This window comes from Phaeobacter sp. JH20_26 (genome assembly GCF_048056275.1).
GTDB lineage: Bacteria > Pseudomonadota > Alphaproteobacteria > Rhodobacterales > Rhodobacteraceae > Phaeobacter > Phaeobacter bryozoorum.
The window spans coordinates 34,108-56,458 of sequence record NZ_JAYMWL010000004.1; the positions used below are offsets into that span (position 1 = coordinate 34,108).

The 22,351-nt window shown below is 63.7% G+C and carries 17 protein-coding genes; 10 read left to right on the plus strand and 7 right to left on the minus strand.

The features are described from left to right. Positions 1-54 precede the first annotated feature (54 nt). The gene (gene katG, locus VWY60_RS01570) at positions 55-2,223 is read right to left on the minus strand and encodes a catalase/peroxidase HPI (RefSeq protein WP_416539692.1); all 2,169 of its coding nucleotides are present in this window, start codon (positions 2,221-2,223) and stop codon (positions 55-57) included. Between the two features lie 261 nt (positions 2,224-2,484). Here katG and VWY60_RS01575 point away from each other — a divergent pair, with 261 nt between their 5' ends. Both VWY60_RS01575 and VWY60_RS01580 read left to right on the plus strand, forming a co-directional pair. After that, positions 2,485-3,420, plus strand: coding sequence for a hydrogen peroxide-inducible genes activator (locus VWY60_RS01575; RefSeq protein WP_416539693.1), 936 nt, complete (start codon positions 2,485-2,487; stop codon positions 3,418-3,420). A 97-nt stretch (positions 3,421-3,517) separates the two neighbouring features. Beyond that, positions 3,518-4,975, plus strand: coding sequence for a multicopper oxidase family protein (locus VWY60_RS01580; protein WP_416539694.1), 1,458 nt, complete (start codon positions 3,518-3,520; stop codon positions 4,973-4,975). 78 nt (positions 4,976-5,053) lie between these two features. Here the strand turns inward: VWY60_RS01580 and VWY60_RS01585 are convergent, their stop codons facing one another. Genes VWY60_RS01585 through VWY60_RS01595 form a run of 3 tightly spaced genes read right to left on the minus strand, consistent with a single transcriptional unit; the run spans position 5,054 to position 7,489 of the window. After that, the gene (locus VWY60_RS01585; RefSeq protein WP_416539695.1) at positions 5,054-5,896 is read right to left on the minus strand and encodes a DUF1206 domain-containing protein; all 843 of its coding nucleotides are present in this window, start codon (positions 5,894-5,896) and stop codon (positions 5,054-5,056) included. A gap of 60 nt (positions 5,897-5,956) precedes the next feature. Beyond that, positions 5,957-6,154, minus strand: a complete 198-nt coding sequence (locus VWY60_RS01590; protein ID WP_416535313.1) for a hypothetical protein — start codon at positions 6,152-6,154, stop codon at positions 5,957-5,959. 57 nt (positions 6,155-6,211) lie between these two features. Beyond that, entirely contained in the window at positions 6,212-7,489 is a 1,278-nt protein-coding gene (locus VWY60_RS01595; protein ID WP_416537900.1) for a replication initiation protein, read from the minus strand. 793 nt (positions 7,490-8,282) lie between these two features. Here VWY60_RS01595 and VWY60_RS01600 point away from each other — a divergent pair. The 4 genes from VWY60_RS01600 to VWY60_RS01615 all read left to right on the plus strand — a co-directional run bounded on the left by VWY60_RS01600 (position 8,283) and on the right by VWY60_RS01615 (position 14,169). Further along, a complete protein-coding gene (locus VWY60_RS01600) occupies positions 8,283-9,653 on the plus strand; it encodes an AAA family ATPase (protein WP_340547776.1) in 1,371 nt (456 codons plus the stop codon). 1 nt (position 9,654) lies between these two features. Continuing rightward, entirely contained in the window at positions 9,655-10,737 is a 1,083-nt protein-coding gene (locus VWY60_RS01605; protein WP_416539696.1) for a ParB/RepB/Spo0J family partition protein, read from the plus strand. Between the two features lie 182 nt (positions 10,738-10,919). After that, positions 10,920-12,935 (plus strand): ATP-binding protein, encoded by a 2,016-nt coding sequence (locus VWY60_RS01610; protein ID WP_416539697.1) that lies wholly within the window; start codon positions 10,920-10,922, stop codon positions 12,933-12,935. A gap of 298 nt (positions 12,936-13,233) precedes the next feature. Beyond that, entirely contained in the window at positions 13,234-14,169 is a 936-nt protein-coding gene (locus VWY60_RS01615; protein ID WP_416539698.1) for a hypothetical protein, read from the plus strand. Between the two features lie 43 nt (positions 14,170-14,212). Here VWY60_RS01615 and VWY60_RS01620 read toward each other — a convergent pair whose 3' ends face one another. Together VWY60_RS01620 and VWY60_RS01625 are read right to left on the minus strand one after the other, a co-directional pair. Then, entirely contained in the window at positions 14,213-14,626 is a 414-nt protein-coding gene (locus VWY60_RS01620; RefSeq protein WP_416539699.1) for an SRPBCC family protein, read from the minus strand. Beyond that, positions 14,623-14,973, minus strand: coding sequence for an ArsR/SmtB family transcription factor (locus VWY60_RS01625; protein ID WP_416537861.1), 351 nt, complete (start codon positions 14,971-14,973; stop codon positions 14,623-14,625). Before VWY60_RS01625 ends, VWY60_RS01620 begins: the two co-directional genes overlap by 4 nt. A 293-nt stretch (positions 14,974-15,266) precedes the next feature. On the opposite strand from VWY60_RS01625, the gene VWY60_RS01630 reads away from it, so the two are divergent. The 4 genes from VWY60_RS01630 to VWY60_RS01645 all read left to right on the plus strand — a co-directional run bounded on the left by VWY60_RS01630 (position 15,267) and on the right by VWY60_RS01645 (position 21,063). Beyond that, positions 15,267-15,833, plus strand: coding sequence for a hypothetical protein (locus VWY60_RS01630; protein WP_340547770.1), 567 nt, complete (start codon positions 15,267-15,269; stop codon positions 15,831-15,833). A gap of 101 nt (positions 15,834-15,934) precedes the next feature. Then, entirely contained in the window at positions 15,935-16,687 is a 753-nt protein-coding gene (locus VWY60_RS01635) for a MipA/OmpV family protein (protein WP_340547769.1), read from the plus strand. A gap of 3 nt (positions 16,688-16,690) precedes the next feature. Then, complete coding sequence (locus VWY60_RS01640) at positions 16,691-17,950, plus strand: efflux RND transporter periplasmic adaptor subunit (RefSeq protein ID WP_416539700.1); 1,260 nt, start codon at positions 16,691-16,693, stop codon at positions 17,948-17,950. Beyond that, the gene (locus VWY60_RS01645; RefSeq protein ID WP_416539701.1) at positions 17,947-21,063 is read left to right on the plus strand and encodes an efflux RND transporter permease subunit; all 3,117 of its coding nucleotides are present in this window, start codon (positions 17,947-17,949) and stop codon (positions 21,061-21,063) included. Before VWY60_RS01640 ends, VWY60_RS01645 begins: the two co-directional genes overlap by 4 nt. 47 nt (positions 21,064-21,110) lie before the next feature. Here the strand turns inward: VWY60_RS01645 and VWY60_RS01650 are convergent, their stop codons facing one another. After that, positions 21,111-22,313, minus strand: a complete 1,203-nt coding sequence (locus VWY60_RS01650; protein WP_416539702.1) for a helix-turn-helix domain-containing protein — start codon at positions 22,311-22,313, stop codon at positions 21,111-21,113. Positions 22,314-22,351: the final 38 nt, after the last annotated feature.

Consider the following 22,351-nt stretch of genomic DNA (forward strand, 5'->3'; position numbering starts at 1 on the left):
GCATCAGCTGCCGGACGGGGTCGTTTAGCTCATCATCCGTGAAATCGGATGGGGTCAGTGCAGATCGAACCGGTCGGCGTTCATCACCTTGGTCCAGGCTGCGACGAAATCTCTGACGAATTTGTCGCGGTTGTCATCCTGGGCATAGACCTCGGCATAGGCGCGCAGGATGGAATTGGAGCCGAACACCAGATCCACATTGGTGGCGGTCCATTTCACATCGCCGCTCTGGCGATCCGCGACCTCATAGACCTCATCGCCCGCCGCGCGCCAGACATTGCCCATGTCCAGCAGATTGACGAAGAAATCGGTGCTCAGCACGCCTTCGCGGTCGGTAAAGACCCCATGCTTGCGGCCGCCATGGTTGACCCCCAGCACCCGCAGGCCGCCGATCAGAACCGTCATTTCCTTGGCGGTCAGCCCCATCAGATGGGCCCGGTCCAGCATCATCTCCACCGCAGAGGCGGCAAAATCACCCTGCAACCAGTTGCGGAAGGCGTCATGCACCGGCTCCAGCACCGCAAAAGAGGCAACATCGGTCTGCTCGGCGCTGGCATCGCCACGACCGGGGGCAAAGGGCACCTCGGTGGCGAAACCGGCAGCCTCTGCCGCAGCCTCAATCGCCACAGCTCCCCCCAGAACGATCACATCGGCCAGGCTCGCGCCGCTCTTTTCGGCAATCCCTTCATAGGTTTCCAGCACGCGACCCAGACGCTCCGGCTCATTGCCAACCCAGTCCTTCTGCGGCGCCAGACGGATCCGGGCGCCATTGGCCCCGCCGCGCAGGTCAGATCCACGGAAGGTCCGCGCGCTGTCCCAGGCGGTGGCGATCATATCGGCCTGCGACAGGCCGCAATCGCGCAGCAGCTGCCTGGTCGCGGCCACATCATAGCCGGTGCTGCCAGCGGGCACATTGTCCTGCCAGATCAGATCCTCCTGCGGGGCCTCCGGGCCGATATACCGGTTGCGCGGCCCCATATCGCGGTGCAGCAGCTTGAACCAGGCGCGGGCAAAGACATCCGCGAAATAAGCCGGATCCTTGTAGAACCGTTCGGAGATCTTGCGGTATTCCGGGTCCTTGATCATCGCCATATCCGCATCGGTCATGATCGGGTTGTGACGGATCGAGGGATCCTCCACATCCACCGGCTTGTCCTCTTCCTTGATGTTGACCGGCTCCCACTGCCAGGCGCCTGCCGGGCTTTTCTTCAGCTCCCAATCGTAGGTGAACAGCAGGTAGAAATAGCCGTTGTCCCATTTGGTCGGGTTGGTGGTCCAGGCGCCTTCGATGCCGCTGGACATGGTGTCGCGCCCATGGCCGGTGCCGTTGCTGTTGCTCCAGCCCAGACCCTGTTCGATCAGGCTGCCGCCTTCGGGATCATTGCCAATCGCATCGGCGCGGCCATTGCCATGCGCCTTGCCGATGGTGTGGCCCCCTGCGGTCAGCGCCACGGTTTCCTCGTCGTTCATTGCCATACGTTCAAAGGTGATCCGCACATCCTGCGCCGTGCGCAGCGGATCCGGTTCGCCGCCGACACCTTCGGGGTTCACATAGATCAGGCCCATCTGTACGGCCGCCAGCGGATTGGCAAGCGAGTCACGATCCGCGCCATCCTCATAGCGCCCTGCGGCCAGCCATTCCTTTTCCGCGCCCCAGTAGACGTCTTTTTCCGGCGACCAGATATCCTCGCGGCCAAAGGAGAAACCATAGGTCGGCAAGCCAACGGACTCATAAGCAATATTGCCCGCCAGTGCGATCAGATCGGCCCAGGACAGGCTGTTGCCGTATTTCTGTTTGATCGGCCACAGCAGACGGCGCGCCTTGTCCAGATTGACGTTGTCCGGCCAGGAGTTCAGCGGTGCAAAGCGCTGGTTGCCGGTGGTCGCCCCACCCCGGCCATCCGCCGCGCGGTAGGTGCCCGCCGAATGCCAGGCCATCCGCACCATCAGACCCGCATAGGTGCCCCAATCGGCGGGCCACCAGCTCTGGCTGTCGGTCATCAGCGCCGTCAGATCCGCCTTCAGCGCCTCAACATCCAGGGATTTCACCGCCTCGCGGTAGTCGAACCCCTCGGGCATCGGGTCGGTCTTGCGGTCGTGCTGGTGCAGGATGTCGAGGTTCAGCGCATTGGGCCACCAATCTGCCACACCGGCGCTGGTGTTGGTGTTGCTTCCGTGCAGAACCGGGCATTTTCCGCCTGTGTTTCCGTCACCTTGCTGCATGTTGTCTCTCCTGGGTCTTGGGTCATGACGCGCCGGCATTCCTCCCTGACAATACGCCGGGACCGGGCCTCTCCGGGCAAAGGCTAGCAGTGGATCGTGATTATAAGAAATGATAAATCAGGATTTCTTATATAGGAAATAGCTATCAGAAATTCCCCGTCCCCTGCTGTCGCCCACCCTAGCACATGCCACCTGAGTCGGGGCGAGAACCTGATCGGCACAGCTTGCCTGCCTTCGTAAAACCGGATTAAAAACCGCAAGATGATAGACGCCCCCTATAACACCAGCCTCACCCTGCGACAGCTGCGCTTCCTTGTGGCGGTTGCGGATGAGCTGAACTTTTCCCGCGCCGCCGCCAGATGCTTTGTCAGCCAGCCGACGCTCAGCGTCGGCCTGCGGGAGCTGGAAGAGCGGCTCGGCGTCACCCTGGCAGAGCGTACCAAACGCTCGGTCATCCTCACCCCGGTCGGCGCCCAGATTGCCGAACGCGCCCGCAAGCTGCTGCAGGACAGCCGCGAGATCGAGGAGCTTGCCGCCGCGCAGGCCAGACCCGAGGGCGGCACCCTGCGAATGGGCGCAATCCCCACCATCGGCCCCTTCCTGATCCCCCGCGCCATGCCTGCGCTGAAATCCAGCTTTCCCGATCTGCAACTCTACCTGCGCGAGGAACTGACCGGCCAGCTGCTGGAAGGCGTCCACAGCGGGCGGCTGGATCTGGTGATCTATGCCGAACCCTATGCCGCCTCCGGGCTGGAAACCCTGCATCTGTTCGACGACGGCTATCACCTTGCCGCACCGCCGCCCGCCTCTGACCTCAGCGCCGGGGCCGACACCACCCTTCGCGGGGCCGATCTGGACGGGCGACAGCTGCTGTTGCTCGAACAGGGCCATTGTCTGCATCATCACGCGCTCAGCGCCTTTCCCGATCGCGATATCCAGCGCGACGACAGTTTTGCTGCCACCTCGCTCTCCACCCTGATCTCCATGGTGAGCGAGGGGCTGGGGATCACCTTGCTGCCCGATCTCGCGGTCGATGCCGGGGTTGCGGCGGGACAGGATGTGGTGATGACGCCGCTTGCCGATGCCTGCCCGCGCCGGGTGACCCTCGGCTGGCGGCCAACCAGCGTGCGCGCCGATCTGTTCCGCAAGATCGGCACCGTCCTGCGGCAGGCCCGCGGCTCGCTGACCGGCACATAGAGGGCGGGTAATTCCGCCGCAGCCCTGTCGCCGGATCTTACACCCGCCAGCCAAACCCGCTAGCCTGCCCGCAGCCTCTCCCGCAACCGGTAGAACCATGACCGCAGACAGACCTTCGCCCCGCCTGAGCCGCCGCCGCGCGCTGCAATTGACAGGGGCTGCCGGGATGCTGGCGCCACTGGGGCTGGCGGGCGCACAGCTCACCACCCCGGCCAGGGCGCGGGCCAGCGCCCAACCCACGGCGGTGCCTCTGCCGATCCATATCCAGCGCGCCCGCTATACCATCGCCGATCAGCCCACTGATGATCTGATCTCGACCCGACCTGACGGCCCGCCGCCGGTCATCCGCATTAAACAGGGTCAGCCCTTTGCCGCGCGGGTCACCAATACCCTGCCCGATTACACGGCGATGCACTGGCACGGCATCCGGCTGGACAATGCCATGGACGGGGTGCCATATCTGACGCAGTTCCCCATCGGCGAGGGGGAGAGTTTCGACTACCACTTCACCCCGATGGATGCCGGCACCTATTGGTATCACCCGCATTGCATGACGATGAACCAGATGGCCATGGGGCTGACCGGCGTGCTGGTGGTGGACGAGGCCGAAGACCCCGGATTTGACGCCGATATTGCCCTGAACCTGCGCGATTTCCGACTGCGCCCCAATGGCGAATGGCTGAAGCTGTGGACTGCGCGCGGGGCGGCGCGGGCGGGCACCTTTGGCACCATCATAACCGCCAATTGGGACAGCGACCCGACCTATGAGGCCCCCACCGGCGGGCTGGCGCGGCTGCGGCTTGCGGCCACCGATACCACGCGGATCTACAAACCCTTTGTGCTGGGTGCCTCCGGTCAGGTGATTGCCGCCGATGGTCACCCGCTGCGCGAGGCCATCGACTGGCCCACCGATACGGCCCCTGCCCTGCTGTCACCCGGCCAACGTCTGGATATCGCGGTGCAGATGCCCCGCATCGAAGGCGCCTATGTCGATGTGATGACCGACTTTCCCGGCGGACCCCGCCGTCTGGCCCGGATCCGCGCCACCGGTCCCAGCCTTGGCCGCGATCTGGCCGAGCTGTCGCCGCTGCCCGCCAATGACGTGCCTGAGCCGGATCTGACCAAAGCGCGCACCGAGGATCTGGTTTTTGGCTGGACGCCCGAAGGCGGCGCGCAGGAGAACGGTTATTGCGGCTCGCTGGGCTATAGCTTCTGGTCGATCAACCGCAAACCCTGGCCCGGTGACGCTGCCGCTCCCGACACCCCCGGCGCCGCCCCGCTGCTGGTGCTCAACCGCGGCGAAAGCGTGATCCTGCGGCTGCGCAATGAAAGCCCCAACGCCCATCCGATCCACCTACACGGTCTGGTGTTCCGCCCGCTGCGGTCGAACCGGCGCAGCCTGCCGTCCAACTGGACCGATACCGCGCTGCTGCTGAAGGATGAAATCATCGAGGTGGCACTGGTGGCCGACAATCCCGGCGACTGGGCGTTTCACTGCCATGTGATCGAACATCAGAAAACCGGGCTGGCGGGCTATATCCGCGTGCTGGCCTGACCTCCCGGCTCCGCCCCTGCGCCGAGAGGCACGCGCCGGTGTGGCGCGGTCGCCCGATCGCTTGGTCAGGGAACGGCCTTAGCCGTTCAGCAATTGCCGCAGCGACGGCGTGCCGGAGGCATCGGCCCGTGGCACGATCCGGTAGCGCGCGTTGACAAAGCAGAACAGGCCAAACCCCAGAAGACCAAGGCAGAGGGCAATCACCAGCGCCTGGCCATAGGCTTTGGATTGCAGCCAGTCAAAGGCCGACCCCAGACCACCCGCCTCGCTGCGGGAGGAATAGGTGGCGGCCTGTACGATCAGCAGGCCGATGATGCCCACTGCAACCCCCTGCCCGGCCAGCCCGATGCGCAGCGCCATGTTCAGATGGCGGGTGACCGGGTTGCCCTGTAGATGGTCAAGGTAGCCCTGCGTCCAGGCCTTGTGCAGATAGTAGAAGCCGACGGCGATGGTGATCACCCCGATGATCCCCGCCGCCAGCTGACCCATCGGAGAGGCAAACAGCTGCTGTACGACGCCAGTGTCGCCACCGCCCCGGCTGACCCCAACCGCAACAATGATGGCAAGCGCGGCCAGCCCCAGATGCACCAGACCGGTGATGATCATCCCGGCCCTTGCCACCACTCCTTTGAGGTCGCTGCCATAATCTTCAAGATCCCAGATCCCGTCCACGGCCCTCCAGATGGCATAGGCCAGCATCGCCAGCGCGATCACCAGCAGCACCGCGATGCCCCAGCCGCTGCGAAACCGCTGCATCGTCTCGGCGGTGCCCTCCGCCTCTCCGCCATTCAGGATCGACCAGAGCGACAGACCCGCAACCAGCAGGTAGACCAGCCCGCGCCCGGCGTAGCCCGCCCGCATGATCGGCAAGGCCCAGGCGAAATCACGGGCGGAATGATCGGCGGTACGGTCTGCGGACATGGCGAGGGTTCCTGACGATGGTGCCTGCGGCATAGGCAGGTGAAAAATGACAGCGGGCGGTCACGACCCCGGTGCGGCGGGTCGAGCAAATGGCGCGACAGATCCGACCGGTGCAGGATCCAGCGCCTGCGCTCCGCCCGCGCGGGCCGGTTGGGTCAGCATCGACAGCAGGATCAGGGCGGCAAGACCCGACAGCAGGACCGCCAGCAGCGTCCGCAGCAGGCTCAGCGCAAAGGGGTTGAATAGAAAATAGACCATGCCGGACCAACGCGGCAGACCGCTGTTGGTTCCCTTGCGCCCCCTGCCGGGACCGCGCTAGCTGTCGAAGGCCTCCGGCTCCAGCTCACGCCAGAAGGCGATGATGGCCGCAGCATTGAGCGCCGAGCGCCAGCCGTGCTGACGGAAATGCTCGCGGTCCAGATCGCTCTCCAGCCGCGACAGGAACAGCCGTTTGTCTGCGTCACGCTGGGTCGGGTTTCGCCGCGAAACCAGCGCCTCGACAGTTTCCAGATGCCGCGCCCGGTCCCGGCGGGCTGCGGCGCGGGCGTCAAAGGCGGCGGCCTCTGCGGCGGCCTCCGCCTCGCGTGCCAGACGGGCCTCGCGGATGCGGGCCTCCTCCTCGGCTGTGATCGGCGGCGGGGTTCCGGCCTCTGCTGTCGCGCTGTAATCGCCGTCAATCGCCGCCCGCAGATAGCCAAGCCGCGATTTCACCGCCCCCTGCCCGGCCACGTAATCCAGTTTCTGCTGAACGTAATCCGGCCCGTGTTCGGTGATCCACTGCCGCGCCAGACGGTCTGACACGCCCTGCCCGCGCAGCGCCTTATAGACCGGTTGCTGGCGCAGCCCGTCGCTGTCGTCGATCTGGAACATCGCCATCTGCGGATTTTCACGGATCAGGAAACGGATTTCGCTGACCGCGCGGCCTTTTTTGCGGGTCTGCGGCTCGATGATGATATCGGAGGATTTATTGACCTCGGCCACCGCCGGTTTGATGATCTTGGCGTTGAGATGTTTGAAACTCTCGTAATAGGCGGAGCCATCCACCCCCATCAGCTTGCGAAAGATATCGAGCCCCCACCAGCCGGTCGATCCGGTGCGCACAAAACGATAGCAGTTTTCATAAAGCGCCAGCCCGTGACCGGAGCTGAAATTGCGCTGAATCTTGACGTTGATCAGGGCAAAGATCTTGGGGTCGTGCAGTTTCTTGGCCAGCTCCGGCGAATAGGCATATTCGCAGATCCCATTCTTCAGCTTGGCAAAGCTGAGCAGCGAGGAGACGCCCCATTCCTGATGGCCCTGTTCGTCCAGCATGTCCCATTCGGCAACGGTTTCGGCCAGCGCCCGCAGGCTGGCGCGCAGACTGTCGATATCGTTGGAATTATACCCCACCATCATCGCCAGAGTGCGCGCGTCGATGGTATGGCTGCGCGCCGAGGTCAGCGTGTCATAGGCATTGAGCAGCAGCACATTCGACAGCTTGCGCTGCAACAGCGTCAGCTTGCCGCTGATATGGATCGCGGCGACATTCTTCTTGACCGTTTCGCGGGTCAACGCGCCGGTCAGCCGCTCTGTGTCAAAGCCGGGCTCTGCCATGGAATCACTGCCTGTCATCATGGGCCTCAATTGCGCCATACCCTGCCACAAAAGGAACCTATGCGACAACCGCACATGGGTTCCTTTGTTATTACGTCGGCCGACATTTGTCTTTGGCACCGGTTCCGGGCAGCGGCCACCGCCACGCCGAAAGGGACCCGTTCACGGGATCAATCGTGGCAAATGACGCCCTGTTGCGAATCGCGGCGATGCCCCATGATCGCATGATCCGACCCGCCGTTGCGCCGCAGAGGCCCAGAGCGCGCGCTGGGGGCGCAACAGGGATTTCCGCCAATCAGTGTCAAAAATGGCGCAACAGGCTCTGTTTTATGGCTGTCATTCGGTCTAGCATCGGGCTGGCAACACCTCTGACACCGGACTACCGCTGTGCAGCGCCATCCTGAGAATCGGCGCCTTTTGCCCCGCTTTCAGGCGCCTGTTATCCCGCATACGGGTCCCTTTCATCCCGTGTTCAGGTGCCTCTTGTACCGGATGCGGGTCCCCAAACTGGGGTAACTGACTGTAATTGAATGTTAAACCGGAACCAAAGACTCTAAAGATTCTAAAAAATATAAACGTTTAGCTGTCATCTATTTTTGAGTTTTCCAAGGAAAAGCCGAACGTTTCGCGGCGAAACCGGGCCGAGGTGGATTGAAGCACCTGCAAAAATTGCCCTTGCGGGTCCATATGACCTAGGCAGCCTGCAAGATGTTCCCTATTCTCTGGCATATAAGCGCAAATAGAAAACACGCGCGATAACACGCATCCACATGCACCGAGATCGAGCCGCAACATGACATCGCCTCCCCTGCCCCCGTATTTCAATCTGGATCCCAAACAGGCCGCCGCCAAACTGCCGGATCCGATCCAGACCACACGGTTCGCCAAGGCCGCCGCCATGTGCACCAAAGGGCGCGAGGATCTGGCCCGGCGCGGCTATGCGCCCGACGGCGAAAAACGGCTGCGTAAATTCTCCACCTGGGAGATCACCCGCTATCTGATCCCGGTCGCGCCACAGCATCTGCGCCGGGTGTTGAAGAACCACCCCGACCTGCCGCAGGGCGAGGGAGAAGGCGGCTCCAAATGGTTCACTCTGGAGGAGGTGCTGGCGCTGCGGCGGCATTTTGCCTCCGAAGGGATCTCGACAAAGGAATATCTGCCCTACCGGCCCAAGGGCGTGCCGGCCAAGGTGACGGCGGTAGCCAATTTCAAAGGCGGCGTTGGCAAGACCTCGACGGCGGCGCATCTGGCAATGTCGGCTGCGCTGGATGGCTACAAGGTGCTGGTCATTGATCTGGACAGCCAGGGGTCGATGACCTCAATCCTTGGCGGCAAGGTTGAGGACGAATGGTCCACCGTCTTTCCGCTGATCGCCAAGGATTACGCCAAATCCGTGGTTGCGGAAAACGCCGTGCGCGCCGCCGCCGGAGAGCCGGAACTGCCGCTGGATGAGACATTGAACGAGGCGCTGCGGGTTTCGTCGCGAAACGTCATCCAGAAAACCCATTGGTCGAATATTGATCTGATCGGCGCGCAGCTGAACCTGTATTGGGCAGAGTTCCAGATTCCGGTCTGGCGCATGGGGCTGCGCAGCTGGCCGCTGTGGGATGCGCTGAGCAACTTCCTCGAGCAGGAGGGCATTCTGGACGATTACGATATCGTCTTCCTCGACACCCCCCCGGCGCTTGGCTATCTGACCATCAACGCGCTGGCGGCGGCGGATATCCTGCTGGTGCCGCTGGGGGCATCGTTTCTGGAGTTTGACTCGACGGGGCGGTTTTTCGACATGCTCTATTCCACCTTCGCCTCCATCGAGGAGGGCGAGAATATGGCACAGCGCGCGGCGGGTTTGCCGGAAATTAAATTTGAATGGGATGTAGTGAGGGCGCTGATCACGCGCTTTGACGCCAGTCAGCAGACGGACATGGCGAATGTGATCCAGGCCTATTTCGGAGATTTCATGAACGCCTACCGTCAGGATGTCACCGCCCTTGTTGGGCAGGCGGGAGAACAGGTGAATGGGATCTACGAAGCAGACTATCGCGACTTCAACCGCGATACCTATGTACGCGGTCGCGAAACCTTTGATCGGACCTATGCGGAGTTCAAGGAGCTGCTCATCGGCAGCTGGTGGCGTGACACCCAGATGGAAGAGGCGGAGTAACATGGCAAAACGCAGACGGCTGAGCGCCCCCGACGCATCCGAAATCGAAGCCATCGAGGAAGGTTTCGCCGCGAAACCCGGCATCAACCCCTTTGACCCGGCGCCCGGTGGCGTCCCGGCCAGCGCGCCGCCGATTGCCAAGGTCTCGGCCGAGGCGGCACAGCTGCGCGGGATGGCGGCGGTGGCGGACCGGGTCGAGATGGCCCGCGACAAGGCAGACGCCGAACGCTGGCGCGCGGCTGAGACTGCCGGGGAAACCGTGCTGCGCATTCCGCTGACCGAGATTGACCGCGACTATCTGCGCCGCGACCGGATGCAGATCGACGAGGAGGAGCTGGACGAGCTGATCAGTTCTATCCGCGCCCATGGTCTGCGCAGCCCGGTTGAGGTGATCGCGCTGGACGATGGCTTTGGTCTGGTGTCGGGCTTTCGCCGTCTGGAAGCCTATGCGCGGCTGAACCGGAGCGAAGACGGGTTTGCCGAGATCCCCGCGTTTCTGCGGCGGGGCGCGGACAGTGCGGGCGCCTATGTGGCGATGATCGAGGAAAACGAGCTGCGCGCCAATCTGACGCCCTATGAACGCGGGCGCATTGCGGTGCTGGTGGCGGGGCAGGGGGTGTTTGCCTCGGTCGAGGCCGCGGTTGAGGCGCTGTTTGCGGCGGCGTCAAAGGCGAAACGCTCCAAGGTGCGCAGCTTTGCCGCCGTGCATGAGGGGCTGGGCGATCTGCTGCGCTATCCCAATGCGCTGTCGGAGAAGGCCGGGCTGAAACTGGCGGCGGCGCTGCGGTCGGGCGGGCAGGGCGCCCTGCGTGCCGCGCTGGCCGGGGCGGATCCGGCGGATGAGCGGGCCGAATGGCGGCTTCTGGAAACCGCGCTGTCGGATATGGACCCGGTGGCGGAGGCCAAGCCGCGTGGCGGGCGCCCCCGGCAGGTCACCCGGCTGGCCGCGCGGCGGCTGCAATCGGGAGGGGACCTGTCGGCTGAGGTGGCGCCGACGGCGGTGCGAATCGACCTCAAGGGCCGCAGCCTCGACCCCGCGCAGGTGGAGGCCCTGCTGGCATTGATCGAGGACACCCTGGACTGAGGGCTGCCCGGAATGGCCACTCACCCGTCTGTTCTGTTCGCCCCAGCTGTCGACCTCGGCGGCTGGGGTGCTTTTTACGGGGATTAATGGGTAAAACTGTAGGTACCGTCCCGTTTTAACGATAGGTTCAGACATTTTTGGCCAGATGGGTGGCTTGAGGGGTATGCACAGCGGGACGGCACTTGCAGGTACTATTTTCATTCACGATACGGCGCCTGGCGGTATTGCTGTTCTTCGCTCTCGTCGGTGTTCCGACTTTGGCCAGCATGGGGCAGGCCGAACCGATCCGGATGACCTATGAGGAATACCCGCCCTATTCCTTTACCGATATTGACGGATATCCAAAGGGCGTGTCGATCGACCTGATGCGCCATATCGCCAGCGCGGCGGGGCGGGAGGTCGTGTTTCAGCCCAACACAAACCCGGCCGGTATGCTGGATGAGCTGCGTCTGGGCCGGGCGGATGTGACATCGCTTCTGGCGCTGACGCCGGAGCGGTTGAGCGCCGGGCTGGCCACGCGCACGCTTGGATCGTTTGAGATGCGGGCCTTTGTCCGCAAGAGCGATCAGCTCTACGAGCTGGATGATCTCGCTGGAATGGATATCGGCGTGGTCAGCGGCAGTTTCGCCGTTGACGGTGCCCGCCAGATCCCCTTCACCGAGATGGTCGAATTTGCCTCGATGGACACCCAGATACTGCCGTTTCTGACCGGTGAGATTGATGTGGTGGTGTCAGGCCACAACAGTTTCCTGCGGCGGCTGCGTATGGCTGAGGTTGACGACCATGTCCGGGTGCTGTCACCGCCGCTGGTCAGCAGCCCCTATGGGTTCCTGGTGGCGCCGGGGCAGGAGGCGCTGCGCGATGAGCTGGACGCCGCCATCGCCGCAAGTGTTGACGCCAACTTGCTGCGCGATCTGGACAAGAAATGGTTTGGCCAGTCACGCACGATCTGGGACAATATTCTGGTGCGCTGGGGCCTGCTGATCGGTGCCGTTCTGGTGGCGGTCATCCTGACGCTGGGCTATTGGTTCCATTATTATCGCAACAAATCCAATCAGTTGCTGAGAGATCGCGCTGGCGACCAACTGCTGGTTGAGGCACTGGATGAGGTGGCTGCGGCCATCGTGATCTATGATCACAACCTGCGGGCGGTGCATTGGAACCATGGGTTTGAACTGATCTTTCCCGGCATGGTGGCGGCCCTGAAAAAGGGCGCGACGATGCAGCAGATGATCGTGAAATCCTATATGGATGGCACCATCGAAAACCCCTACACCGATGCGCAGATTGCATCCCTTGTTGATCAGGTTGTTGAGGATCTGCAGCGTGGAAGATCCGAGCCACGGACAGTGCGCGCGACGGATGGCCGGGTGTTTCAGGCCCGTGATGTCAAGCTGGGGCCCCGGCATTTTGCCTCCCTGCGGGTGGATGTGACCCGCTTGCAGGAACAGCAGGATCTGATTGCCGCGCAGGCCCGGTCGCTGGAGGTGGTCAATGAGGATCTGCGCACCTTCTCCGCCATTGCGGCACATGATCTGAAGGCGCCTTTGTTCAGCCTGCTCAACCTGATTGATTTTGTGGCCGAGGACATGCAGGAAGCCGGGATAGATCTGCCCGACGGCGTCCGCTCCAACTGGGTTGAAATGGAACGCCTGTCGCAGCGGATGATGCAGCTGGTGCAGGATCTGCTGGTCTATTCCACCACCCATAGCGAGAGCCATCAGGCGGAGGTGATCGAGCCATCGCAGCGCCTGCATGAGGTGCTGGAACTGGCCGGACCGCGCGCCGGTTTCGAGGTGATCATCGAAGCGGGGATGCCGGAACTACAGGTCAATCCGATCGCCTTTGACATGGTGATGCGCAACCTGATCGCCAACGCCTTTCAGCATCACGACCGGGAACGCGGCCATCTGGTGCTGAGCGCGAAAACCGGTCCCGATGCGGTGACGATCTCGGTGCGCGACGATGGTCCGGGCATCCCGGAGGAACACCGCGAGCGGATCTTTGCCCCGTTCCACCGGCTGTCCTCCTCGACCGAAGGCAGCGGGCTGGGGCTGGCGTTTATCAAGAAAACCGTGGAGAGCTGGGGCGGAACCGTGCAGGTTTCGGCGGCCCAGCCTCGTGGTGCGGTCTTTGAGGTGAGTTTTCCTCGCCCCCTCGCGAAGGGTGACGCCGCGCCGAAGCAGCTTGTCGGCTAGACCTGTTCCGGGCCAGCTGCGCGCTTGGGATCCATAAATCCAGACTCTAACAAGGGCATTACAGACCAATCCCTGCGGTTGCATTGACTCTTCTTCCGCGGGCTGGCTACACACGGGCTGACACCTGATCGGCCCGGCCTGCGTGCGGCGGCTGCATTAAGGACAAAATTGGGACAAAACAAAGACAAACACCCCGTTAATTATGGTCTTAAGGGCAACCTTATTGTGACATCGGGGCTGGGGCGGCCTGTTATGGGCCGCGGGTTGTGATCCGGCGACCCCAAGGCGGAGTTTGACGATGACAGAACCGCAGACCATCTCTGGCGTGCCCGGCTCCACATCTGGAGGCGGGGCAGGAGATCTGACGGTTGCGCTGCATATCGGGGCACCGTTCACCGATGAGGATCAGCTGATCTGGTCGCTGCGCCGGGATTCGGCGCGGCTGTTGCAGGATGGCGTGCTGGTGCGCCGACCGGGAACCTATCTGAAAGACCTGACCGATCTGAAGGGCCGCGCCGCAAAGGAGGGGGTCAGCGACGAGGCGTGCGAAGACTTTCTCGAGGGGGTTCTGCGCGACGCGGATCCGGCGCGGGTGGTGCTGTCGATGTCGGCGATTCTGGGCGTGCCGGCCTGGATGCTGAATGATGGGCGGCTTTACCGCAATGCCGGTGCCAATACCGCCGCGCTGCGGGCGGTGTTTGCCGATCATCGCTGCGAGTTTTTCCTGGGTCTGCGCAATCCGGCGACGCTGGTGCCGGCCGGGTTTGCCGCGCAGTCGCAGAAGGATTGGTACGGGTTTGCCGGGGATACCGACCTGATGGAGCTGCGCTGGTCAGAGGTGGTCGGCGATATCCTGACCGCAAATCCCGATTGCGCGATCACCGTCTGGTGCAATGAGGAAACGCCGGTGGTCTGGCCGCAGGTACTGGGACATGTCACCGGGTTGGGCGCGGGCTACCGGTTCACCGGTGAGACGGATATTCTGCGTCAGGCGATGACGGAGGAAGGCACCCGGCGGCTGGAGGCCTATCTGGCCGAGCGTCCGAAGCTGTCGGAACAGCAGCGCAATCAGGTGCGCGAGCTGTTCCTGTCCTATTTCCACGCGGAGGATGCGGTGGAAGAGGAAATTGACCTGCCGGGCTGGTCGCAGGGATTCGTCGATGAGATGACAGAGCGCTATTTCGCGGATATCGATCTGATCCGCAGCCTGCCCGGCGTGACCGTTATCGACTGAGCCTTTGACCTGTGCGAACGGCAGGTCCGGCCCGCTGCGATGCTCAGCTGTCGTGGGCGGAGGCCCGCATCCGGCCCAGATGTTCGTCCCATCCCTTGTCCAGCGCCAGCAACAGGTCAAAGGCCTCGACCCCCTGTGGCAGGCCGGTGTGGGTCAGCGACAGATTGGTGCCGCCGGGCACCTCCTCTAGCGTCCAGGAGACGGTGCTGGTGCCATCGCCCATCGGCGCGATGGTGAAGCTGTAGTCAAGGCGGGTGAAGGGCTCCGCCAGCAGCACCTCGCCCCACATCAGCCGCTTGCCGCTTTCGGTGCCGAACATCTCATAGGGGCCTTCGACCAGTGGGTTCTGGGGTTTGTGGAACCAGATCGCCAGTTTCTCCGGCTCTGTCAGATAGGCCCAGACCTGGGCCGGGGTGGCCCGCAGATAGATGGATTTGCGCAGGATCGTATCGGTCATTGGATGTCCTTTTCGATTTCGGATTTGAGCGTCGCAAGGCGGTCGTCCCAGAAGGCATCAAAGAAGCCGAACCAGTCGAACACCTGCCGCAGCCCATCCGGGTTGAGGTGATTGAGCCGGGCGCGGCCCTCGGTCTGGACCGAGATCAGATTGCCCTCGTCCAGAATGGTGAGATGTTTCTTCACTGCGGCGCGGGTCATCTGAAAATTCTCCGCAACCTCGGCGATGGTGAGGCTGTCCTGCGCCAGCAGCCGGAGGATCTGGCGGCGTGTCGGATCCGCCAGGGCGCGAAAGGCCAGTTGCTCCGGCTGCTGGTGGTTCTGCTGGTCCGGCGTCTGCTGTGACATGGCGGTATCTGCTCCTTATATGATACCGTTTGGTATCCTTTTAATATGATACCTTATGGTTTCACGTCAAGCCTGATTCTGCGGCATCGCGCCGGACCCCCGCTGATCGGGGGCAAAACCGTGCTGTCCGGCGTCCTGTCCTGCCGGGACGGGCAGTCTGGCGTCCTTTCCGGCCCGGTTGGACGACGGGGCTGCGGGGCTCTGGCTAGGGTCAGGGCGAGGCGGCGGATGGCCTGCCCTCTACAGCCCTGCTGTTGCGCAACCGGAATATCTGACCAGAGAGAGACCCCGCCATGCTCAGACCTTCGTTTCAGTCCCGTTATCTGACCTCTGCGCTGCGGCGGTATCGGCGCGCCGTGCCGCTGCTGCCGGTGGTGTTCTGCATCGCACTGGGGTTTGCCATCGGGGCCACCCCTGCGACCAGCGCCGGAACCGGCAGCGATGATATCCAGCCGCGCGACGGGCATTGGCTGGCGCTGATGCAGTTCCGGTCGGTCAGCGGCTGTTCGGCGACGCTGCGGCGCGAGATCGAGTCCGATGCAAAGGATGAGGTGCTTTATTCCAAGCCCCTGCATTTTTCCAAACCACTGGATCTGAACCAGCTCAATGCGGCCTGGGAGGTAGATATCAACTGGACCCGCACCAGCCCCAACCGCTGGGAAGGGGTGATGACCGAGGTCGAGCGCACCCTGTTCGGCAAGGTCACCACCGTGACCGAGTTGCAGACACGGGTGATTTCGGAGGGGCTGATTGATCAGAAGGCAGTGGCCACGATCAGCTTTCCGCCGCGCATGGTCCGGCAGATCGGTTCAGCCGAGCCTTGCGTGGTCCATGCCGATATCACCCACCGGCTGCGCTGATCCGCAGCTGGTCAGCATCGCTCGCGCCTGACGAGGGCGCGCCGGGGCGTCCCGAAACCCATACCCAAGACCTAAAACACGATCTGAAAAAGGATAAGACCATGAATTTTTATCGCAGCGCCGCTCTTGTGACCGCGTGTAGTCTGGCGGGCGCATCTGGCGCCGCCGCCGAGGGGCTGTTTTCCAACGGCCAGTTTACCCTCGGGCTGGGGGCGTTTGCCTCCTCCGACCTTTACAAGGGCGAAAGCACCGAAGCCGCCGCCCTGCCGTTTGTGTCCTATGACAGCGACCGGCTGCATCTGGGCTGGGACGGGGTCGCCTATCATATTCTGAACAGCGAGGACCTGCAGGTTTCGGTGCGCGTGGGTGCGGGCGAAAAGCCGGATTACCCGGAGAACAAGCCGCTGTTTGCCGGGCTGAAGCGCAGCACACCGATCGAGGCGGGATTTGACATGACCTATCGTTTTGACGGGTTCTATGTGGCGGGCAGCGCGATGGTGGATGTCTCCAACGAGCATGACGGCTATCACGCGGAGGCCAAATTCGGGACCGAGTTCCAGATGGGCCAGCTGGGTGTCGATATTGGCGCCGGGGCGCGGATGCGCGACGGCAAGCTGAACAACTTCCTTTACGGGGTGTCCGCCAGCGAGGCGAACGCGCAGCGGGCCGCCTATGATGTTGGCTCCACCACCGAGCCGTTTGTGGATATGACCATGGTCTACCCGATCAGCGACACGTTGTCGGTGCTGGGGACGGTGAATTATCAGCTGATCGACAAGAAGGTTCACGACAGCCCGCTGACCAATACCAAGGACAGCTATTCGGTCGGGCTTGGCCTGATCTACAGCTTCTGATCCATGGCGTTTCCGCTTCACTCGAAACCGCGGGGCAGGGCAGGGGAGGCGCGGCGGAAGACCGCGCCGCCAACCGGCCCCGCTGCCGCCGTGCCGCCGCTCTCTGCCGTTACCGGGGCCGCTCCAGCGGCGCCGGTTGAGCTGGTGTTTGTCAGCGATGCCAGGGCGACATGGCCGCCACTGCTGGCGGCGGCGATCTATCTGGGGCTGGTGGTCTGGATGCTGGTCGGGCTGTTCTGGCCCGCCGCCCCGCTGCCGCCGCCAGATGGTGGGAATTCCTCCGTAACAGAGCCTGTTTCTGTCGCTGTGCAGCTGTCACAGGCGGCGCCGGTGACACGGCTGCTGCACGCCGAGGGGCATAGCAGGGCTGACCGGGACGTCACCCTGCGGGCGGAGATGTCGGGCCATGTGGCCACCGTTGCGGTGGCGAAGGGCGCACGGGTTGCGCAGGGGCAGATCCTCGCCACCTTGCAGGCGGGTCCCCGGCAGGCGGCGCTGGCGCGGGCGGAGGCCTCGCAATTGCGGGCCGAACGCGAGTACACGCGCGCGGCGGCGCTGCATCAGCGGGGATCGACCACCGATCAGCGGCTGAGCGAGGCGCGCGAGGCGCTGGCCGTGGCCAAGGCGGATCTGGCCGCGGCCCGGCAATCTCTGGCGGAAACGCAGCTGACCGCGCCCTTTGCCGGGCATCTCGAAGCCTTGGACCTCATCCCCGGTGCCTATGTGCAGGAGGGGGCCGAGGTGGCGCGGGTGGTGGCGCTGGATCCGCTGCGGGTGGTGTTTCAGGTGCCCCAGCACCAGCGCGCCTCCCTGACCGAAGGGGCCATCGCGCAGGTCCGGTTTCTGGACGGGCGCAGCGCCGAGGGGCGGCTGAGTTTTCTGGGGCAGAGTGCGGCGGCAGAGACCCGCAGCTTCACCGCCGAGCTGACGCTGGCCAATCCGGCGGAGCGCAGCGCTGCGATCCCGGCCGGGGTCAGCGCCCGGATCGAGGTGCCGCTGGATCAGGTCCAGGCGCATTTCCTGTCACCGGCGCTGCTCTCGCTGGATATGGCGGGGGGGCTGGGCGTCAAATCTGTCGATGACACCGACCGTGTGGTCTTTACCCCGGTGGAGATCGTCCAGTCAGCGCGCGACGGCGCCGGTGTCTGGGTCAGCGGCCTGCCGGATCAGCTGCGGCTGATCACCGTCGGACAGGGTTTTGTCAGCGCAGGCGAACGGGTGCGGCCCGGCGGCGATGGCAACGGCGCGGCGGATCCGTCGTGAACGGCATATTGGCGGTGATCTTTTCCCGCAGCCGCGCGGTGATCCTGATCTTTGCGGCGCTGCTCTGCGCCGGGGCCTATGCCTATGTCAGCATCCCCAAGGAGAGCAATCCCGACATTCCGATCCCCTTTGTCTATGTCAGCACCAGCCTGTCGGGGATATCGCCGCGTGACAGTGAGCGGCTGCTGGTAAAGCCGCTGGAAACCGCGCTGAGCGGGCTGGCGGATCTGAAGGAGATGAAGGGTCACGCCTATGAGGGCTATGCCAGCGTGACGCTGGAATTCGAGGCAGGTGCTGATGTGGCAGAGGCGCTGGACCGGGTGCGGGTGGCGGTGGATCAGGTCCGCCCGGACCTGCCGGAGGCCGCCACCGAACCGGTTGTGATCGAGATCAACACGGCGCTGTTTCCGGTGCTGACCACGGTGCTGTCCGGGTCGGTGCCGGAGCGCAGCCTGAACCGCATGGCGCGCGAGCTGAAGGCACGGCTGGAGGCGGTTTCAGGCATATTGGAGGTCGATATCGGCGGCGGTCGTTCGGATCTGCTGGAGGTGCTGATCGACCCGGTTGCCTTTGCCACCTATGGGCTGTCCTTCGAGGCGCTGGTGGGACAGATCAACCGCAACAATGCGATGATTGCCGCCGGAACCATCGACGGTGCCGCCGGGCGGTTTGTGCTGAAGGTGCCGGGGCTGGTCGATGGGGCGCAGGATCTGATGCAGATGCCGGTGAAGGTGCAGGGCGGTGCGGTGGTGACCCTTGGCGATATCGCGGTGGTGCGGCGGCGGTTCGAGGATCCGCGCAGCTTTGCCCGGATCAACGGCCAGCCGGCGCTGACGCTGGATATCACCAAACGCAGCGGCGCCAATATCATCGAGACGGTGGCGGCGGCAAAGGCGGTGATCGCAGCGGCGCGGCAGGAGTGGCCGCAGAGCGTCAAGATCGACTATCTGCTGGATGAGAGCCGCGAGGTGGAGACCATGCTGGGCGATCTGGAGGCCAATGTGGTGGCGGCCATCGTGCTGGTGATGCTGGTGGTGATCTATGCGCTGGGGCTGCGCGCGGCGCTGCTGGTTGGCCTGTCGATACCGGGCGCGTTCCTGGCTGGTGTGGCGCTGCTCTGGGCGATGGGGATCACGATGAACATCGTTGTGCTGTTCTCGCTGATCCTGGTGGTCGGAATGCTGGTGGACGGCGCCATTGTCACCACTGAACTGGCGGATCGCCATTTGCAGGAGGGCGCGACCCCGGCGCAGGCCTATCGCGCGGCGGCGGGGCGGATGGCGGGGCCGCTGATCTCCTCGACCGCGACCACGCTGAGCGTGTTTGTGCCGCTGCTGTTCTGGACCGGCACCACCGGTGAGTTCATGAAATTCCTGCCGATCACCGTCATCGTGACTCTGGCGGCATCGCTGCTGATGGCGCTGGTGTTCATCCCGGTTCTGGGGGGCGTGATCGCGCGGCGGTCGCCGCAGACGGCGGCGGCGAAACGGGCGTTGCATGCGGCGGAATATGGTGATCCGCGCCTTGGCCGTGGGACGGCGGGGCTATATGCGCGGATGCTGGCGCGCGCACTGCTGTTTCCGGGCACCACCGTTCTGCTGAGCCTTGCGCTGTTGATCGCGACCTTTGGCCTATATGGGACATTCGGCGCGGGGCTGAGCTTTTTCCCCAAGATAGAGCCTGAATTCATGCAGGTTCAGCTGCGTGCACGGGACAATTTTTCGATCCATGAACGCGATGCGCTGGTGCGGGTGGTGGAGGATCAGCTGCTGCGCCGCGATGGGATTGCCAGCGTCTATGCGGTGGCCTCGCTTGGCGGGGGTGATGATCTGGACCTTATCGGCACCATTCAGCTGGAGCTGGATCCCTGGGACCAGCGCCCGCCCGCAGCGGAGATTGGCGCCGGGATCCGTGCCGAGGTGGCGGCTCTGCCGGGGGTCGAGGTGCGGGTGGAAACCGAGGATGACGGGCCAAGCGCGGCCAAGCCGCTGGATCTGCATGTCACCGCCCGGGACCCCTCCGCGGCCGAGGCGGCGGTGGCCCGGATCCGCGAGATCATGGGCGGGATTGGCGGGTTCACCGATGTTGCCGACAGCCGCGCCCTGCCGGGGGTGGAATGGCGCATCGAGATCGACCGCGCCGAGGCCGCGCGCTATGGCGCGGACCTCAACCTTGTGGGGCAGGCGGTGCAATTGCTGACCCATGGTGTGACCGTGACCACATTCCGGCCCGATGACGTGGCGGAGTCGGTGGATGTGCGGGTGCGTTTTCCGGCGGCGGATCGCAGCTTTGACCGTTTGCGGCAGCTTCAGGTTCCGACCAGCGCGGGGCTGGTGCCGATTGCTAATTTCACACGCTTTGCACCGGTGCCGCGCTCCGGCGCGATCGAGCGGCGGGACCAGTCGCGGGTGCTGACGCTCTCGGCCAATGTGGCGCCGGGGCTGCTGGCGGATGCGCAGATTGAACGGCTGCGCCAGGCGATGGTGGTGGCGGATCTGCGCGATGGTGTCAGTTGGCGGTTCAAGGGCGAGGCAGAGGAGCAGGATGCGGCGATGCGGTTCCTGATCCTTGCCTTTGTGACGGCGGTTGTGCTGATGGCGGTGATCCTAATCGCGCAGTTCAACAGTTTCTATCAGGCGGCGGTGGTGATGTCGGCGATTGTCTTTTCCATCGCCGGGGTGCTCCTTGGGCTGCTGTTGGCGGGGCGGCCGTTTGGTGTGGTGATGGGCGGCATCGGGGTGATTGCGCTGGCGGGTATCGTGGTCAACACCAATATCGTGCTGATCGACACCTATAATGCGCAGCGGCAGGCCGGCCAGTCGCCTCATGAGGCGGCGCTGCGCGCAGGGGCGCTGCGGCTGCGGCCGGTGGTGCTGACGGCGCTGACAACGGTGCTGGGGCTGATGCCGATGGTCCTGGGGATGAAGCTGGATCTGCTGGCGGGCAGCATGGTGTTTGGCGCGCCGTCCAGCCAGTGGTGGACCGAGCTGTCGACAACCATCGCGGGCGGGCTGGTGGCGGCAACGCTGCTGACGCTGCTGGTGACCCCGGCGATGCTGGTGCTGGGCGCGCGCGGCCGCAGCTGGCGGGGTCAGCGGGCGACGGGTGGCTGAGAGCGGTGGCGGCAGGCCACCGGCCAGCTGCTGCCCCGTCGTCGGCGTCAGGTCGATGGGGCGGCGCTGCCGCGGGCGGCACGCAGCGCAGAGGGGGTGGTGTTCATCTCGCGCTTGAAGGCGTTGTAAAAGGACGAACGCGAATTGAACCCGACATCATGGGCGATCACCAGAATGGTCTCATCGCTGTCATGCAGCTGTTTCACCGCATCCTGAATGCGCCATTTGTTGACGTAATCAAAGAAATTCGACTGAAGCGTCATATTCAGCGTCTGCGAGACGTAGTTGGAGGTGACGCTGATATGTTTGGCCAGATCCCAGAGCGACAGGTTGGGATCGCGGTAGAGCATATCCTTGGTCATGGCGCGTTCGATCTTGGCCGCGATACGGGCCGCGTGATCGTCGGTGAGCGCGGAGCGTTCGTATTTTGCGGCGGCCAGTTCCCGCTCGGCGGGCGGCTGCGTGTCGCCGCGCGGTTTCGGCATCAGCCCCGGCTGCTGGCGCACGCCCCAGACGCCGATCACCCAGGTGATGGCGAGGCTGGACAGGCCATTGGTCAGGTCGGAGGCTTCGCTGAACAGGATGAACAGCTCAAGACCAAAGAGGTCGGCCAGAATCTCGGCGACACTGAGCAGGAGATAGGCGGAGACCGTGGTGGTGATCCACCAGACCCAGGTCAGCTCGCGGTCCTCGGTGGTGGCAAACAGATCCTTCAGGCGCGTGCGATATCGCGACAACATCCGCATGATCAGCCCCAGGTAGATGGCGACCTGGCAGTAAAACAGCACTTCGACCAGCTGGAAGTAGATCAGGATCGCCTGAATATACTGGCTGAGGTCCGCGAACTCCAAATCATTCTGGGCGAACAGGGATTTCGGGATGGTCCAGAACAACACCACCATGCTGATCGCCAGCAGGATGGGCACCGCGTGCCAGAACCTTTGTGTGACCGGGGGGCCGTCATCCTCGGAGGTGAGACCGCGCACGTAGAGCCAGAGCAGCAGCGGCTGGGCAAACACGGCGGGCACATGCAGGCTGTTGAAGCGCGCGACAAGATAATCATAGGCGTCATCGGTGACCACCAGATCAAGGATGCCGAGCATTTCGGTAACGGATTGAGTGATGAAGAACAGCGCCAGCGGCACATAGACGCGCTGATGGCGTTGGTGCAGCAGCAGCTGATTGGTGCAGAACAGCGCCATGCCGAGGTGAAAGGCCGACAATGCCAGCAGGTATTTATCGTCCACCATCACGCGCCCGATCCTGAAATTCTCTATCTGGCCTTTAG

Coding starts and splice junctions, on each gene's coding strand:
- katG (WP_416539692.1), bottom strand. CDS start 2,223: ATGCAGCAAGGTGACGGAAACACAGGCGGAAAATGCCCGGTTCTGCAC.
- VWY60_RS01575 (WP_416539693.1), top strand. CDS start 2,485: ATGATAGACGCCCCCTATAACACCAGCCTCACCCTGCGACAGCTGCGC.
- VWY60_RS01580 (WP_416539694.1), top strand. CDS start 3,518: ATGACCGCAGACAGACCTTCGCCCCGCCTGAGCCGCCGCCGCGCGCTG.
- VWY60_RS01585 (WP_416539695.1), bottom strand. CDS start 5,896: ATGTCCGCAGACCGTACCGCCGATCATTCCGCCCGTGATTTCGCCTGG.
- VWY60_RS01590 (WP_416535313.1), bottom strand. CDS start 6,154: ATGGTCTATTTTCTATTCAACCCCTTTGCGCTGAGCCTGCTGCGGACG.
- VWY60_RS01595 (WP_416537900.1), bottom strand. CDS start 7,489: ATGGCAGAGCCCGGCTTTGACACAGAGCGGCTGACCGGCGCGTTGACC.
- VWY60_RS01600 (WP_340547776.1), top strand. CDS start 8,283: ATGACATCGCCTCCCCTGCCCCCGTATTTCAATCTGGATCCCAAACAG.
- VWY60_RS01605 (WP_416539696.1), top strand. CDS start 9,655: ATGGCAAAACGCAGACGGCTGAGCGCCCCCGACGCATCCGAAATCGAA.
- VWY60_RS01615 (WP_416539698.1), top strand. CDS start 13,234: ATGACAGAACCGCAGACCATCTCTGGCGTGCCCGGCTCCACATCTGGA.
- VWY60_RS01620 (WP_416539699.1), bottom strand. CDS start 14,626: ATGACCGATACGATCCTGCGCAAATCCATCTATCTGCGGGCCACCCCG.
- VWY60_RS01625 (WP_416537861.1), bottom strand. CDS start 14,973: ATGTCACAGCAGACGCCGGACCAGCAGAACCACCAGCAGCCGGAGCAA.
- VWY60_RS01630 (WP_340547770.1), top strand. CDS start 15,267: ATGCTCAGACCTTCGTTTCAGTCCCGTTATCTGACCTCTGCGCTGCGG.
- VWY60_RS01635 (WP_340547769.1), top strand. CDS start 15,935: ATGAATTTTTATCGCAGCGCCGCTCTTGTGACCGCGTGTAGTCTGGCG.
- VWY60_RS01640 (WP_416539700.1), top strand. CDS start 16,691: ATGGCGTTTCCGCTTCACTCGAAACCGCGGGGCAGGGCAGGGGAGGCG.
- VWY60_RS01650 (WP_416539702.1), bottom strand. CDS start 22,313: ATGGTGGACGATAAATACCTGCTGGCATTGTCGGCCTTTCACCTCGGC.